Consider the following 14,451-nt stretch of genomic DNA (forward strand, 5'->3'; position numbering starts at 1 on the left):
TACACAAGGAAGCGAAACGTCAAGTGCGAGTAGCGCAGTCCTGGCTGGCCGAGATCCTGCAGCGCACCACCCCCGCGTGGTCGGTGACGCCCGAAGAGCTCGACGCCGCGTTCATCCGGGTCGGGCTCGAGGTCGAGGAGGTCGATACGCTCGAGCGGATCGGCGGCGATATCGAGTATCCGCTGGTGGTCGGGCGGGTCGCCGAGATCACCGAGCTGACCGAGTTCAAGAAGCCGATCCGGTTCTGCAAGGTCGATATCGGTAAGCCCGAACTGCAGGAGATCGTCTGCGGCGCAACGAACTTCGCGGTCGGCGATCTGGTGGTCGTGGTGCTGCCGGGCGGTGTGCTGCCCGGCGGTTTCACGATCTCGTCGCGAAAGACCTACGGGCACACCTCCAACGGGATGATCTGCTCGGTCGCCGAACTCGGCATCGGAAAGGATCACTCGGGCATCCTGGTGCTCGAGCCGGGTACCGCCGAGCCGGGCGTCGACGCCAACGAGCTGCTGGGACTGGGCGATACGGTCATCGAGCTGGCCCCCACGGCCGACCGCGGCTACGCCTTCTCGGTGCGTGGTCTTGCGCGTGAACTGGCCTGCGCCTACGACCTCGACTACGCGGACCCAGCCGTGCGCACGCGGCCCGACGACGAGACCGAGGCCTGGTCGATCCGGTTGGATCCCGAGTCCCTGTGCACGCGGTTCGCCGCGCGCCGGGTGACCGGTATCGATCCGAAGGCGATCAGCCCGTGGTGGTTGCAGCGGCGACTGCTGCTGTCGGGTGTGCGCCCGATCTCCCCGGCCGTCGATGTCACCAACTACGTCATGCTCGAGCTGGGGCAGCCGCTGCATGCCTGGGACGCGTCGAAACTCGATGGCGCCCTGGTGGTTCGCCGCGCGCACAAGGGCGAGACGCTGCGCACCCTCGACGACGCCGAGCGGACGCTCGATGCCGAGGATGTGGTGATCGCCGACGATTCGGGCGTGCAGTCGCTGGCCGGTGTGATGGGCGGCGCGAGCACCGAGGTGAGTGGCGAGTCCACCGACATCCTGCTCGAGGCCGCGACCTGGAATCCGGTGGCCATCGCCCGTACCGTGCGCCGGCATAAGCTGCCCTCGGAGGCGGCCAAGCGCTACGAGCGGATCGTCGATCCGGAACTCAACCTCGCCGCACTCGACCGGGCTGCCACGCTGCTGGCCGAGATCGCCGGGGGCACAGTCGAATCCGTGCTGACCGACGTCCGCGTGCCGACGTCCGCGCCGCAGCCGATCCGCATCGATATCGACCTGGCCGATCGTATGGCCGGGGTGAGCTACGCGACCGGAACCTCCGCGCGTCGGCTGGCTCAGATCGGCGCCACCGTCGAGGTGGGCGTCAGCGAAGCCGGTCACGCACAGCTGATCGTCACCCCGCCGAGCTGGCGGCCCGATCTGGTCCACCCCGCCGATCTGGTGGAGGAGGTGCTGCGGCTCGAGGGATTGGACAAGATCCCGTCGGTGCTGCCGAACGCTCCCGCCGGGCGCGGTCTCACGCCCGCCCAGCGTCGCCGCCGGGCGGTGAGCCGGGCGCTGGCCTTCGCCGGGACCGTCGAGGTGCCGATTCCGATCTTCATGCCGGGCGCGGCGTTCGACACCTGGGGCCTGGCCGCCGATGACTCGCGGCGTACCACTCTGCGGGTGCTGAACCCGCTGGACGTGGAGCGCGCGGAGCTGGCGACCACGCTGCTGCCCGCACTGCTGGAAGTGGCCGCTCGCAACATCTCTCGCGGCGAACGCGATCTCGCGATCTACGGGATCGAGCAGGTCGTCCTGCCGACGCCGAAGACGGGCCCCGTCGCGGCGTTGCCGGTCGATCGACGCCCGAGCGCCGAACAGATCGCGGCCCTGCTGGATTCGCTGCCCGAGCAGCCCGTGCACATCGCGGCCGTGCTGTCGGGGCGGCGTGATCCGCGCGGTCCGTGGGGTCCGGGTCGTGCGGTCGAGGCGGCCGACGCCTTCGCATTGGTCGACGACGTCGCCGAGGCGGCCGGGGTGCGCATCGAGCGCCGCGCGGCCGCGTATCTGCCGTGGCATCCCGGCCGCTGTGCGGAGCTGGTCGTGGACGGCACGGTCGTCGGACATGCCGGTGAACTGCATCCGGCGGTGCTGGAGCGCGCCGGTCTGCCGCCGCGCACCTGTGCGCTCGAACTCGATCTCGACGCGCTGCCGCTGCGCGAAATCCGGCTCTCGCCCGGGGTTTCCCCGTTCCCGGCCGTGCTGCAGGACGTGTCGGTGAGTGTCGACAAGACCGTGCCTGCGGCCTCGGTCGAATCGGCACTGCGCTCGGGCGCGGGTGAACTGCTCGAGGGGATCGCGCTGTTCGACGTGTACGAGGGCGCGCAGGCGGGCGAGGGGCGCAAATCGCTCACCTATGCCCTGCGCTTCCGCGCCGCCGATCGCACCCTGACCGAGGACGAGGCCAGTGCGGCACGGGATTCCGCCGTGGCCGCCGCGGCGGGTGCCGTGGGCGCGGTGTTGCGCGGCTGAGCCTCGGCATTGACTTCCGCTGCAGTCGGGCCGACAGTGGGTCGGTGCGTTCGATGGCAGAGGAACTCAGCACCGCACCGTCGGAGGGCTTCGATTCGGTGGGGACGATCGAGATGACGTTGAGCATGATCGGTGCCGGCGACATCCACGGGTCGATCGACGAGATCGCCCGCGCCGCAGCGGGTATCGGTGGCGAGTACTTCGTCGTGACCGATTCCCTCGGCGCGACGATCACCGCCGAGGTCTATCGCCGCAGCGTCGGCAGTGTCCGGCGCGGGGCCGGGCTGCCGCGCATCCGGCGGCTCAGCGACCGGACGTCCCCGTCGCGGTGATACCCCTATCGGCGCCGGGGGACGGGCACGCCACCATCTTCCGATAGCCCGGCGGATTCGGATATCCCGATCGCCCGGCGCGCGATCGGGTCCGCGCGCCGGGTGGCGGTGCGCCGAATCCGGATCACCGCAGCGTGATCCGATGGTCGCGGCCGATCGCGCCGAGGCCTGCGCCGGACCGCCCGTCGGTAGCTGATCGGTCGAATTCCCCTGCGGTCGCGCAGAGTTCGCGCCCGCGATCCAATCCTGGTGTCCGACTGTTCATATGGCGGAGCGATCCCGTTGATCGGATTCGGCCCATCGCCGCTCGGCCGGTCCTCTACCCTGGGTTTTCCAGGCAATTCCCTTGAGCCGGTGGGGATTTCGGGGGCTCTATGGGGGAGCGTCGTGATCGGGTATCAGGAGGGCATCATGACATCCAGACGGCGACCATCACATCGGATCATCCTGTTCGCCACGGCGGCGGCGCTGCTACTGCCGGGCGCGACGGCGGTTGCGGCGCCCGCACCGATACCGGCCGCGCCCGTGATCTCCGGCGGCGAGGCGCAACCGGCATTCGATCCCGCCGAGGCCGTGCGCCAAGACGTCTGGGTGCGCGCCCCGGTCGACAGCGACGGCGACGGCAAGGACGACGAGGTGCATGTGCAGGTCGTGCGCCCGGCCGGGGCCAGCGGCAGGCTTCCGGTGGTGTATCAGGCGAGTCCGTACTTCTCCGGCGGTAACGATGTCACCAATCACGACGTCGACGTCGAGCTCTACACGCCGGAGGGTGGGCAGACCCGCATGGCGCTGCCGCCCGGCCCGGTGCGCGGGCGATCCGGCGACGAGCTCGCGGCGAATGGGATCACCGTGCGCGACGGGCAGATCACCTGGGCCTATGAGAGCTACTTCCTGGCGCGCGGATTCGCCGTGATGTACGGCGAATCGCTGGGCACCGGGCAATCCACCGGCTGCCCGACCTCGGGCGCACGCAACGAAACCATCGGCGCGCGAGCGCCGATCGACTGGCTCAACGGCCGCGCCTACGCCCGCGACGCGCAGGGCAAGCCGGTCCTCGCGCGCTGGGCCAGCGGCAAGGTCGGCATGATGGGCGTGTCCTACAACGGCACCCTGCCCATCGCCGTCGCCACCACCGGGGTGCCCGGCCTCGAGGCGATCGTGCCGATCGGCGCGATCAGCAGCTGGTACGACTACTACCGGGCCAACGGTGCCGTGGTCGCACCCGGGACCTATCAGGGCGAGGATCTCGACGTGCTCGCCAATTACGTCTACACCCGGGCCGATCGCGATGTCTGCAAGCCGGTCATCGATAAGATCGAGCAGGATGAGGATCGCATCACCGGTGATTACAGCAGGTTCTGGAATGAGCGCAACTATCTGAACAACGTCGGCAAGGTGCATGCGGCCGTGCTGTCGGTGCACGGGCTCAACGACTTCAACGTCAAGACCACCCAGGTCGCCCAGTGGTATCAGGCGATTTCCAAAGCCGGTGTGCCGCATAAGATCTGGTTGCATCAGTCCGGTCACGTCGATCCGATCAGCTTGCGCAGGGACGAGTGGCTGCGCACGGTGAACCGCTGGTTCAGCCGGTATCTGCTCGGGCAGGACAACGGTATCGACAAGGAGCCCAAGGCCACCATCCAGCGCGAGGACAAGTCCTGGGTGAACGAGGCCGACTGGCCCGCACCCGGCACCAAGGCCGCGACCGCGTCGCTGCAACCCGGCGGTAACGACACCGGCGGCCTTGCCCCCGTCGAACCGCGCACCGATCGCCCGGTCGTCGAATCCATCGATGACGATGCGACCAAGCTCGCGGCCGATCTGGTCGCCGCGCCCAGCTCACCCAACCGCCTGGCCTACTACGCCAAACCCGCCAAGACCCCGCTGCGCATCAGCGGCACGGTCGGGGTCACCCTGCAGGCGGCATTCAAACGCGAGGCCGCGAATGTGACCGCGCTCCTGGTGGATCGGGCCCCCGACGGCACCTCCCGCATCGTCACCCGCGGCTGGACCGACCCCCAGAACCGCGACGAGATCGATAAGACCACCCCCATCACCCCAGGCCAGGAATACCGCATCCAGGTCCCCATGCAACCCCACGACTACATCCTCCCGAAGGACCACAGCCTGGGCATAGTCGTCCTGTCCAGCGATAACGAATTCACCCTCCGCCCCCAACCCGGCCCCGGCTTCACCATCAACCTCGCCACCACTCAGGTCTCCTTCCCGATAGTGGGCGGCCAGCAGGCCCTCGACGCCGCGATCGGTTAGCGCCCCGCCGCCCCGTTCCCGGTAAGCCAGCCGGGGACGGGGCGACGGCAACCGCCGACCAACGATGCTCCCGAAGGCGTTGCCGCGCAGCAACGTTGGGAATCCCATCGTGCGGTGCGCACATCGCGTCGGGAGGACCGTCAGTGCATGAGCTCGGCCGCGTGGACGATGGCGGCGGTCCGCTCCGTGCAGGGCTCATCGCTGGTGGCGTGCTGGACGATGACCATGACGATCAATGCGATCACCGCAAACGAGAGTGCGGCGATGGCGCCGACCAGGATTCGTTGCGTCCGCGTGCGGCGTACCGCCGCGCGCGCGGAGTCGGCGATGAATTCACGTGCGAGGCGGTTCAGTGAATTCGTCCGCGCGTCGAGTTCGATCGCGTTGTCCAGACGTCCCTTTTCGTAGAGCAGCGTCGCGGGGCGATCGCTGCTCGACCAGGCGCGTGCGTCTTCCTCGATGCGCTGGCGGGCATGGGCGAATTCACCTTCCTCGGTGAGCCAGGCCGTCATCCTGGGCCAGGCCGTCAGCAGCGCATCGTGCAACAGTTCGACCTCACCGTCGTGTTGAACGAGCAGGCGTGCGGCCGCGAACTTGTCGATGATCTCCACGGTGCGTCGCGGGTCGGTGGACTCGCCGACGAGGGTGTCGTTGCGAACTCTGTTACGGGTGGTGGTGCGTGGTCCGATGAGGGTGAGGGCAACGAGAACTCTTCTGGCAGTGTCGTATTCGTTGTCGTCGAGCTCGGACCACACCCGTTCGGCGGTCGCCGCGATGGCGCCCGAGATACCGCCCGCCGCCCGATACGATTCCAGTGTCAGGGTTTTACCCTTGCGCTTCGACCAGATCTCCCGCAGCACGTGCGACAGCAACGGAAGCAGTGCGGCACGGCAATCCGCGGACGCTGCGGAGTGGACATCGGCCAGCAGGGCATCGACCAAATTCTGGTCCACCCGCGCGCCGATCGCACCGGCCGGGGCGGTGATCGCTTCGCGCAATTCGTCATCGGTCATCGCGCCGAGCAGCATCGACTGCCCGCGCACCGTGCTGGCGAGCCGGTCATAGTTCAGGAAGTCGGAAACATAGTTGATATCGAGGGTCAGCACGACCACGTCGGTTACCGCCAATGCGAGCAGTACATCGACGAACGAACTGCGTGCTGTTTCGTCCGCGCACTGGGTGAACAGCTCCTCGCCCTGGTCGACCAGGATCAGCCGATCACCTTCACCGGAACTCGGGATGGCACGCAGCGCGGCGAGGGGATCGGCGCCGGGGCTGAGCAGGATCGGTATCCGAGATCGCGAGTGGGCCTGCAGCCCGGCGCTGAGCAGCGATGACTTGCCCGTGCCCGAACGGCCGACCAGCAGTACCAGCGAGACCTCGGCGGATGCGGCGGACTCGACCAGCTCGTTGAGTCTGCTCAGTGCCGAGTCGCGGCCGAAGAACAGGTCGGCATCCTCGGCGCGGAACGGTGCGAGGCCACGGTACGGCTCCCGATTCGGGTCGCAGACAGCGACTGGGGCGTCCGGTCGAGACGCCTCCCAATCCGCACGCCAGCTCTGCAAATCGAGGAGCGAAGGATCGAGACCGGTCGTGGCGCCGCTGCGTTTGGTGGCCTCGACGATGAGCACCTCGAGCACCGGGCGCACCGCTTCGAAGGTCGCGGGAACCCGGTGGGCCCGTCGCCAGCTGCTGATTCGCTGCTCGGTGACGATCGCTGTGCCATTGGTTCGGTTATTGGCAGCGCGGACAACGGATTTGGTCGGGGGTGTCCCGGCCGCATGGAACAGCAGGGTCAGTCGTTCACCGAAAAGTCCCTTTTTGTGGCTCATTTCGCGGGCCCGAGCCTGGCCGAGGTCTCGAATGGACGGCGTCCCAACGGTGCGTTCTGTGCATCGAACATCTTCGGAACTCCTCGGGTGTGCGGTGGGCGACGGTTCGGTCGCCGATCGTCCAGAACCAGGAGCCACCGCCGGATCCGGCGGTGTCGGCCACTATGGACTTACATTTGCTATACATTTGCCGTAAGTCATGTGGCTTAGACTGGACTACTCGAGACATGCCGTCAACGTAACTTTGTGTGACCTTGCAGACTCGCAGGTAGAACCGATTGTCACCGTGCTCGATCGCGGGCTGCTCGAACGGGTCGACACTGCCGAGATCGGCGGCTTCGCCTTCGTCGGGTCGGTGAGCGGGGAGTCCGTACCCTGAGCGGGGTGATGGAACGGAAGATTCGCTGGGGGATGTTGGCCACCGGGAATATCGCGCATGCGTTCGCCCGGGATCTGCGGTTGTTGCCGGATGCCGAGATTGTTGCCGTGGCCTCGCGGACCGAGGCGGGGGCACGGGCGTTCGCGCAGGAGTACGGGATCGGGCGGGCCTATGGGGATTGGCGCGGGCTGGCCGGGGATCCGGAGGTGGATGTGGTGTATGTGGCGACGCCGCATGCCGCGCATCACGCGGCGAGTGCGTTGTGCCTCGAGGCGGGTAAGGCCGTGTTGTGTGAGAAGCCGTTGGCGTTGGGCGCGGTGCAGGGCGAGGATTTGGTGCGGCGGGCGCGGGCGGCGGGCGTTTTCCTGATGGAGGCGATGTGGACTCGATGCGTTCCGGCCGTGCTGCGGATGCGTGAGGTGGTCGCGGCGGGTGTGATCGGTGAACCACGTATGGTCACAGCGGATTTCAGTAACAACTTCCGTGCGGCGCCGGGGCATCGAGTGCGTGCGCCCGAACTCGGTGGCGGCAGTCTGCTCGATGTCGGGATCTATCCGCTGACGATCGCGCGACTCGTGCTGGGTGCGCCGGAATCGGTCAGTGCGCGTGCGGTTTTGACGCCGGAGGGGGTCGACGAGACGGCCGCGGTCACGCTCGGTCACGAAGGCGGCGCGATGGCGGTCCTCACCAGTTCCATCGCCGTCGACGGGCCCTGCTCCGCCGTCGTCTCCGGTACCGAGGGGCGTATCGATCTGGGGCGAGACTTCTTCGCGCCGAGCGGTTTCCATATCTATCGCGGTGCGGAGGCGGCCGAATTCGTCGAGGCCCCGCTGATCGGTCGCGGTATGGCGCACGAGGCGCTGGAGGTGCATCGCTGCCTGCGCGAGGGGCTGACCGAGAGTCCGGTCGTGCCGTTGGCCGAGACGCTCGATGTGCTGCGGACATTGGATGAGATCCGTGCGCAGATCGGTGTCGTCTATCCCACCGATACCGCTGACCCGCACCGGGATTGATCATGTGCGGGTGGTTAGCCGCGATTCCGCCCGATTCGCGTGCGCTCTATAACTTCGCGCGGTCTCGAGGTCAATAGTTGGTTCCCAACGAGCATTCGGCCATGCGGTGACCGGTGAATGAACTCATCGCGACCAAGTGAACGAGGTGGTTCCGCAGCGAAGTTCGTTCATGCGATCGTGGCATTGTCATGTGGCACTGGGGATTTGCTGGCACCGATGAGCCGGAGTTCGGGGTATGAGTCTGTATCTGCCCGAGGGGCTGCGCTGGCTCGGATGGATCGCGGGATCGAGCTGGCCCGACGGCGATGAGGACGCCATGTGGGCGATCTCGTCGGCATGGAAATCCGCCAGTGCGGAACTGAATGCGCTGCTGTCGGAGATCGATACGGCCAAATCGGACACCAGACAGGCGTATCCGCAGGGCCAGGCCGCGGACGCGATGGGCAAGCTGTTCGACGGGCTGCGATCCGGCGATCAATCGCTGGAATCGCTGGCCAAACTGCTGGAGCAGATATCGGATTCGAGCTTCGATATGGGCACCCAACTGCAGGCGACCAAGATCACTATCATCATCTCGCTGTGCTGGCTGGCGGCCGAGATCGCCTGGGCGTGGCTGTTTCCGCCCACCGCGCCTGCTGTGGAGGCCGCGGCCGTCTCGACCACTCGCTCATTTCTGCGGGCGTTCGAGGACATCGTGCAGAAGGCGATCCAGAACCTGGCCCGCAAGCTGGGGGCCTCGGCGGAGAAACGGTATCTCTGGAAGACGTTGGCGGGCGGGCGATTCGTGCTGCCGACCGCGAAGGGCTGGGGCGTCTACGCGATCAAGTTCGGCGAAAGTGCGGTCACCTCGGCGGGAATGAACGCGGCCGTGCAGCTCGGCCAGATGGCCGATGGTAAGCGCAGACACTTCGACGGCAACGAATTCGGTCTGTCGATTCTGGCCTCGGCGGCCGGAACGCTGCCCTCGCGTGAGTTCGCGCGGTATCTGGGCAACGGCATCGACAAGTGGGCCGGTCGGTCGCTGAACAATGTCTGGGGCCGCACCGGGCGCGGCGCGTTCATCGGCGCGGCGTCGGGGGTGGTGGGTTCGACATTCGGCAATCTCGCCGTCGGTGCGGCGACGGGGGATTGGTCGTCGTTCAGTTCACCGGCCGGCTGGGTCGGCGGTATGGCGCGCGGTGGGCTCGTCGGCGGTGCGCGCGGCGCCTTCGCGAAGTCGAGCCCGATCTCCGAATCCGATGTGCGATACCCGATCTGGATGCATAAGCCGGGCGCGCCGCGGACGCCGCGGTCGGATGCGGGGACCGTCGGCGGGGCGTCGGTGGGTGGTGGTTCGACGCGATCGGGTGGGTCTTCGTTCGAGATGCAGTCGCTGCCGGGTGGTGGTAGCCGGGGTGGTTCCGGTGGTGGGGGGTCGTTGAATTCGCGTCCGGCCTCGATCGCGAGCGATGGTTCGCACGGGGGTGGTAGCCGGGCTGGTACCGGGGGTGGTGGGTCGCAGGTTTCGCGACCGGGGTCGGTGGTGAGTGGGGGTGGTAGTAGGACTGGGTCCGGGGGTGGGGGATCTCAGATTTCGCGTCCCGCGTCGGCCGTGAGTGCGGAATCGCAAGGTGGCGGCGGTAGTAGAGCTGGGTCCGAGGGTGGGGGATCTCAGATTTCGCGTCCCGCGTCGGCCGTGAATACGGGACCGCAAGGTGGCGGCGGTAGTAGGGCCGGGTCCGAGGGGGGCGGCTTGCAGGGTGGTGGTAGCCGGGCCGGGTCCGAAGGCGGAGGGTCGCAGAATTCGCGGCCTGCCTCGATGTCGTCCGAGGGGTCGGGCGGAGGGCAGTCCGGCGGCGGTCGGTCGGCGCACAGCGATGGGGAAGTGTCGGATCTGATTGGGATGTATGGGGGTTCGACGTCGTCGAGCCGGTCGTCGATGCACAGTGACGGGCAAGTCTCGGATCTGATCGGGATGTACGGCGGTTCGGGTTCGGCACCGTCCTCGATGCACGGTGGTGAGCCGGGGAATTCGCGGCCCGTGTCGATGTCCTCCGACGGGTCGCATGCGGTGCCGCCGGGTAGTGGTCGGTCGTCGGTGCACAGCGATGGGGAGGTGTCGGATCTGATTGGGATGTACGGGGGTTCGACGCCGTCGTCGGTGCACGGGCCGGGGGGTTCCGGTGGCGGTGGGCAGCCGTCGGTGCACGGATCCGAGGGTTCGGTCGGCGGTGGATCGTCCGTCGGCGGTCGAGCGGCGACACCCACCTCGTGGGGATCGTCGGTCGACGGTGGGTGGCGACCTTCGGGCGGTCCTACGACTCCCATCGGTGGGACCCCGGCCCCTTCGGTGGGTGGGAGCCCCGCTCCTTCGGTAGGCGGCACCCCGGCTCCTTCGGTAGGTGGGACCCCGGTGGGTGGGACACCCGTGGGCGGGACCCCCGCGCCTTCGGTGGGTGGGACCCCGGTCAGTGGCACCCCCGTCGGTGGCACTCCGGCCCCTTCGGTCGGTGGCACCCCCGCGCCCTCCGTCACCGGTTCGACGCACGCCGGCGGCAGCACGAACACCCCAGGCACACAACTCAATCCGTCGGCTCGCCCCGAGGATCCGTTCCTCGGCCCGGGCAAGGATATGAAGGGCAAGACGCGCCCGAAGTTGAAACCGCAATGGGGGCCGCTGCCGGGCCCGTTCGAGGCGCCGGACGCGCCGGACGCCTCGGCATGGGTGCTCGAACAACCCGACGATCCCGTCGATAAGGATGATCCGGACGGGGGCAAGTCCGGCGCCTCCGTCGATGTGCCCTTCTCCCTGTAGGACCCGATAAACAACGCACAGAAAGTACGAGGGATGGCCGATATCGTCGAGGTGGATACCAACCGCCTCCGTCAAGCCGCGGGAGACTGCGACCGGATCCATGACAGCATCCAGCGCACGCTGGGCACGCTGCGTGCCGCGGTGGCGGCGGCCGGTACGCCGTGGGGAAACGACAGCTTCGGCAACAAGTTCGCCAAGGGGGACAAGGGCTATGTCGCGGCCCGCGACAATCTGCTCGTGGGTATCGACCAGATGGCCTCCACCTTCGGCGAATACGCCAGCGGTCAGCGATCGGCCGCCGATTCGATGGACGCTATGGAATCCGGCAACGCCCGGAAGTGACGATCGTCGTCAGTCGGCAGCGGGGCGTTCCCGCCGCAGATACACATCGGTGTAGCCATTCTCGGGCACCGTTCGGACGGCGACGAAGCCCAGCTTCTCGGCGAGCCGCCGCGACTGCGCATTGTTGGTCGTCGTCTTGATCTCGACCGGATTGCTTGGCCGCGCTCGCTCCGCCCAGGACACCGCGGCCGCGGCCATCTCCGAGGCATAGCCCCGGCCCCACGCGCTGGGCCGGAAGCGGTAGTAGAGATTCAGCACCGGCTCCCCGGCGCTCTCCGCATGCCGTAGTCCGCCGAAGCCGATGGTCTCGGGCGTGGACACCGTATCCACCGCCCAGTACCCGAGGCCGTGCTCGGCCCAGTCGCGCAGCCACATCCGCAGCAGTTCGCGGCATTCGTCGAGCGATCGGGTCCGGTCCGGCAGGAACACGTTGGCCGCCGGATCGCCGTGGACGTCCAGCATCGCCGCGACGTCGTCGGAGGTCACCTTGCGCAGTATCAGCCGTTCGGTCCGGATCCATCCGGGTGCGTCGTCGACCATGATCTCAGCCTAGAACGACCCTCCGATATCGCCGATCAGCCATAACAATTCGGCGGCGGCATGGTGAGCGGATGGGTATCGAGGGTTGGATTCGGGTACTAGATCGGGAATTCAACTCGCACAGCATCTTCGATCGCGAAGATCCGAGGAGGAGGCCATGGACAAACTGGTGTGCATCGATTGCTGGCGACGAGACAACCTCACCTTCGCACAGCGGCTGGACCCCGCCTTCATCACCCCGGGTCCGGTGCACCGCTGCGCGATCCACCGCACGCTGCACGAGGATCTGCAGGGCGGGCCCGGGCCCGCGGTGGCCGCGTAGCTCGGACGCACCCTGCCGCGCTCATATCAGGCGATCGTGGCCGTACGCGGGCGCGTGGGTCGCCGCGATCCAGCGCCCCGTCGCGGGCGTCATCGCCAGGAGGGCGGCGATGACCGGAGCCAGGAGTTCGAGCACGCAATGGATGAGGCCCGGCTGCAGAAAGTGCACCATCGAGTATCCGTAGGAGTATCCGTGCCGGATCGCGAGCATGACGCGGAGCTGCTCGGGCAGCATCGCGATCGCTCCGATGATCACCATCACCCGACCGGCGAACGCACGCCGCATCAGCAGAATCCCGCCCACGACCAACAGGATCGCGGCCGTCGTGTACAGCGCGAAGGACAGCTCATGCAGGAAGTCCGGGAACCACAGCGACCGCGCGTGCCGCCACGACGGGCCGATCTCATATGCCAGCACCGCACCGGACCCCAGACCCAACCATCCCGCCAGCAGACCTGAGGCCCGCCTCGGCGGCTTCGGATAACCATGGACCGGATAGCCGGGCTGGTACATCGGTCGTTCCTCTCCGCTCGCCCGGACTTTACCGTGTGGAAGGGGATTCGAGTGTGGTCTGTCCGGGTTCGAGGCCGCTCTCCATCGATCGGGCCAGTAGTTCGAGGGCGTCGAGGACGTGGGTTCGGTTGCGGCCCAGGCCGGTGAAAAGCTCGCCGTGCGCGTGCAGTTCGCGGGGGAAGACGTCATCGATCAGGCGGATGCCCTCGGGGGTCAGGCGGAGCAGGGCCGAGCGGCGGTCGGCGGGGTTGGGGTGGCGGGAGAGCAGGCCTCGGCGTTCGAGTTTGGTGAGGGTCTTGCTGACGCCGGCTCGGGTCATGTTCAGGTGTTCGGCCAGTCGGATGGCGGTCAGGGTGCCCTCGGCATAGCGGAGGGGGACCAGCAGGCCTACCTCGGCGCTGGTGAGATCGGCTGTGGCGTAGAGGGATTCGACGGCCAGGTCGAGTAGGGCGGCGATGCGTTTGATCTGGGCGACCACCTGCATGGGGGTGGTGTCCAGGGCCGGGTTGTGTGCGGTCCAGCGGTCGCAGGTGAGTTCTCGTAGTGTGGTCATCGCCGCCTCTTTGTCAACTAGTTGACAAAATGCTAGCGTGCTTCGCCTACCGGCAAACGAGTGGGGAGTTGTGATGAGGGAATACGAGGCCGTCGTGATCGGCGGCGGTGCGGCGGGGCTCAGTGCCGCAACGGTTCTGGCTCGCGCGCGGCGGCGCGTGATGGTGCTCGATGCCGGTGCGCCGCGTAATGCTCCGGCGCGGCATCTGCACGGCTTTCTGTCGCGGGACGGGATGGATCCGGCGGCGCTGCTCGCCGCGGGGCGCGAGGAGGTGAGCGCGTATGGCGGCGAGATCCTCTGTGCGCGAGTGACTTCCGTCGAACAACACGATGGCGGCTTCCGAATCCACTGCGAGGACGGGGCGGCATTCACCGCGCGGGCCGTGCTGGTCGCGACCGGCCTGCGCGACGAGCTGCCGTCTGTCCCGGGTGTGGCCGAGCAGTGGGGCACCGATGTGCTGCACTGCCCGTACTGCCACGGATACGAGGTCCGCGACACGGCGATCGGCGTGCTCGGCGGGGATAACCGGCCGTTCACCGTGCATCAGGCCGCCCTGATCCGGCAATGGTCCGCGGATGTGATCTTCTTCCCGAACCGGATCGCCCTGTCCGAGGACGAACGCCGACGCATCACCGCCCGCGGCACTCGAATCTTCGACGGTGCCGTGACGCGCCTGGTCGTCGACGACGGCCGCCTGCGCGGTGTCGAACTCGCCGGTGGCGAGACGATCCCGCGCTCGGCGATCTTCGTGGGCCCGTGCTTCATCCCCCGCGACGATCTGCTCACCGGGCTGGGCTGCGCGGTGGGCGAGGACGGGTGGGTGAGTGTCACCGGCGCGGGCCGGACCAGCATCGATGGCGTCTGGGCCGCGGGCAATGTCGCCGATTCGCCGGCCCAGGTGATCGGCGCGGCGGCGGCCGGTTCGCGGGCCGCGATCGATATGAACCACTACCTGCTCGATCAGGATGTGCGACGCGCCCTCGCGGGATCGGGGAATGTGCCCGTCGCCGCGCGGTAGCTGAACTACGCTGCGGG

At 67.8% G+C, this 14,451-nt stretch carries 12 protein-coding genes; 8 read left to right on the plus strand and 4 right to left on the minus strand.

The window, feature by feature from the left end:
- The first annotated feature begins 23 nt into the window (after positions 1 to 23).
- The 3 genes from pheT to ACIA76_RS34620 all read left to right on the plus strand — a co-directional run bounded on the left by pheT (position 24) and on the right by ACIA76_RS34620 (position 5,128).
- Positions 24 to 2,525, plus strand: a complete 2,502-nt coding sequence (gene pheT / locus ACIA76_RS34610) for a phenylalanine--tRNA ligase subunit beta (protein WP_397158101.1) — start codon at positions 24 to 26, stop codon at positions 2,523 to 2,525.
- Between the two features lie 53 nt (positions 2,526 to 2,578).
- A complete protein-coding gene (locus tag ACIA76_RS34615) occupies positions 2,579 to 2,857 on the plus strand; it encodes a hypothetical protein (protein ID WP_397158103.1) in 279 nt (92 codons plus the stop codon).
- A gap of 411 nt (positions 2,858 to 3,268) precedes the next feature.
- Entirely contained in the window at positions 3,269 to 5,128 is a 1,860-nt protein-coding gene (locus tag ACIA76_RS34620) for a Xaa-Pro dipeptidyl-peptidase (protein WP_397158105.1), read from the plus strand.
- A 140-nt stretch (positions 5,129 to 5,268) separates the two neighbouring features.
- Here ACIA76_RS34620 and ACIA76_RS34625 read toward each other — a convergent pair whose 3' ends face one another.
- Complete coding sequence (locus ACIA76_RS34625) at positions 5,269 to 6,960, minus strand: hypothetical protein (RefSeq protein WP_397158107.1); 1,692 nt, start codon at positions 6,958 to 6,960, stop codon at positions 5,269 to 5,271.
- A 387-nt stretch (positions 6,961 to 7,347) separates the two neighbouring features.
- Between ACIA76_RS34625 and ACIA76_RS34630 the strand changes: the two genes are divergently transcribed.
- The 3 genes from ACIA76_RS34630 (at position 7,348) to ACIA76_RS34640 (ending at position 11,488) form a co-directional block, all read left to right on the plus strand.
- Positions 7,348 to 8,352: a Gfo/Idh/MocA family protein gene (locus ACIA76_RS34630; RefSeq protein WP_397158109.1), complete on the plus strand. Its 1,005-nt coding sequence runs from the start codon at positions 7,348 to 7,350 to the stop codon at positions 8,350 to 8,352.
- 235 nt (positions 8,353 to 8,587) lie between these two features.
- Entirely contained in the window at positions 8,588 to 11,146 is a 2,559-nt protein-coding gene (locus ACIA76_RS34635; RefSeq protein ID WP_397158111.1) for a hypothetical protein, read from the plus strand.
- Positions 11,147 to 11,179: 33 nt separating this feature from the next.
- Positions 11,180 to 11,488, plus strand: coding sequence for a hypothetical protein (locus ACIA76_RS34640; protein WP_397158113.1), 309 nt, complete (start codon positions 11,180 to 11,182; stop codon positions 11,486 to 11,488).
- Between the two features lie 9 nt (positions 11,489 to 11,497).
- On the opposite strand, the gene ACIA76_RS34645 is transcribed toward ACIA76_RS34640, so the two are convergent.
- Positions 11,498 to 12,028, minus strand: a complete 531-nt coding sequence (locus ACIA76_RS34645; RefSeq protein WP_397158115.1) for a GNAT family N-acetyltransferase — start codon at positions 12,026 to 12,028, stop codon at positions 11,498 to 11,500.
- Between the two features lie 157 nt (positions 12,029 to 12,185).
- Here ACIA76_RS34645 and ACIA76_RS34650 point away from each other — a divergent pair, with 157 nt between their 5' ends.
- Entirely contained in the window at positions 12,186 to 12,350 is a 165-nt protein-coding gene (locus tag ACIA76_RS34650; RefSeq protein ID WP_397158117.1) for a hypothetical protein, read from the plus strand.
- 21 nt (positions 12,351 to 12,371) lie between these two features.
- On the opposite strand, the gene ACIA76_RS34655 is transcribed toward ACIA76_RS34650, so the two are convergent.
- Together ACIA76_RS34655 and ACIA76_RS34660 are read right to left on the minus strand one after the other, a co-directional pair.
- The gene (locus ACIA76_RS34655) at positions 12,372 to 12,863 is read right to left on the minus strand and encodes a hypothetical protein (protein ID WP_397158119.1); all 492 of its coding nucleotides are present in this window, start codon (positions 12,861 to 12,863) and stop codon (positions 12,372 to 12,374) included.
- Between the two features lie 28 nt (positions 12,864 to 12,891).
- Complete coding sequence (locus tag ACIA76_RS34660; protein WP_397158121.1) at positions 12,892 to 13,416, minus strand: MarR family winged helix-turn-helix transcriptional regulator; 525 nt, start codon at positions 13,414 to 13,416, stop codon at positions 12,892 to 12,894.
- 73 nt (positions 13,417 to 13,489) lie between these two features.
- Here ACIA76_RS34660 and ACIA76_RS34665 point away from each other — a divergent pair, with 73 nt between their 5' ends.
- Positions 13,490 to 14,434, plus strand: coding sequence for an NAD(P)/FAD-dependent oxidoreductase (locus ACIA76_RS34665; RefSeq protein ID WP_397158123.1), 945 nt, complete (start codon positions 13,490 to 13,492; stop codon positions 14,432 to 14,434).
- The last annotated feature ends 17 nt before the right edge of the window (positions 14,435 to 14,451 follow it).

The sequence above is a fragment of the Nocardia sp. NPDC051570 genome, assembly GCF_044454005.1.
Taxonomy (GTDB): Bacteria; Actinomycetota; Actinomycetes; order Mycobacteriales; family Mycobacteriaceae; genus Nocardia.

What these genes read in the sequence shown, in the direction of transcription:
- ACIA76_RS34630 (WP_397158109.1), top strand. Translation starts at nt 7,348, where the DNA reads ATGGAACGGAAGATTCGCTGGGGGATGTTGGCCACCGGGAATATCGCG.
- ACIA76_RS34625 (WP_397158107.1), bottom strand. Translation starts at nt 6,960, where the DNA reads ATGAGCCACAAAAAGGGACTTTTCGGTGAACGACTGACCCTGCTGTTC.
- ACIA76_RS34645 (WP_397158115.1), bottom strand. Translation starts at nt 12,028, where the DNA reads ATGGTCGACGACGCACCCGGATGGATCCGGACCGAACGGCTGATACTG.
- ACIA76_RS34660 (WP_397158121.1), bottom strand. Translation starts at nt 13,416, where the DNA reads ATGACCACACTACGAGAACTCACCTGCGACCGCTGGACCGCACACAAC.
- ACIA76_RS34620 (WP_397158105.1), top strand. Translation starts at nt 3,269, where the DNA reads ATGACATCCAGACGGCGACCATCACATCGGATCATCCTGTTCGCCACG.
- ACIA76_RS34640 (WP_397158113.1), top strand. Translation starts at nt 11,180, where the DNA reads ATGGCCGATATCGTCGAGGTGGATACCAACCGCCTCCGTCAAGCCGCG.
- ACIA76_RS34635 (WP_397158111.1), top strand. Translation starts at nt 8,588, where the DNA reads ATGAGTCTGTATCTGCCCGAGGGGCTGCGCTGGCTCGGATGGATCGCG.
- ACIA76_RS34655 (WP_397158119.1), bottom strand. Translation starts at nt 12,863, where the DNA reads ATGTACCAGCCCGGCTATCCGGTCCATGGTTATCCGAAGCCGCCGAGG.
- ACIA76_RS34615 (WP_397158103.1), top strand. Translation starts at nt 2,579, where the DNA reads ATGGCAGAGGAACTCAGCACCGCACCGTCGGAGGGCTTCGATTCGGTG.
- ACIA76_RS34650 (WP_397158117.1), top strand. Translation starts at nt 12,186, where the DNA reads ATGGACAAACTGGTGTGCATCGATTGCTGGCGACGAGACAACCTCACC.
- ACIA76_RS34665 (WP_397158123.1), top strand. Translation starts at nt 13,490, where the DNA reads ATGAGGGAATACGAGGCCGTCGTGATCGGCGGCGGTGCGGCGGGGCTC.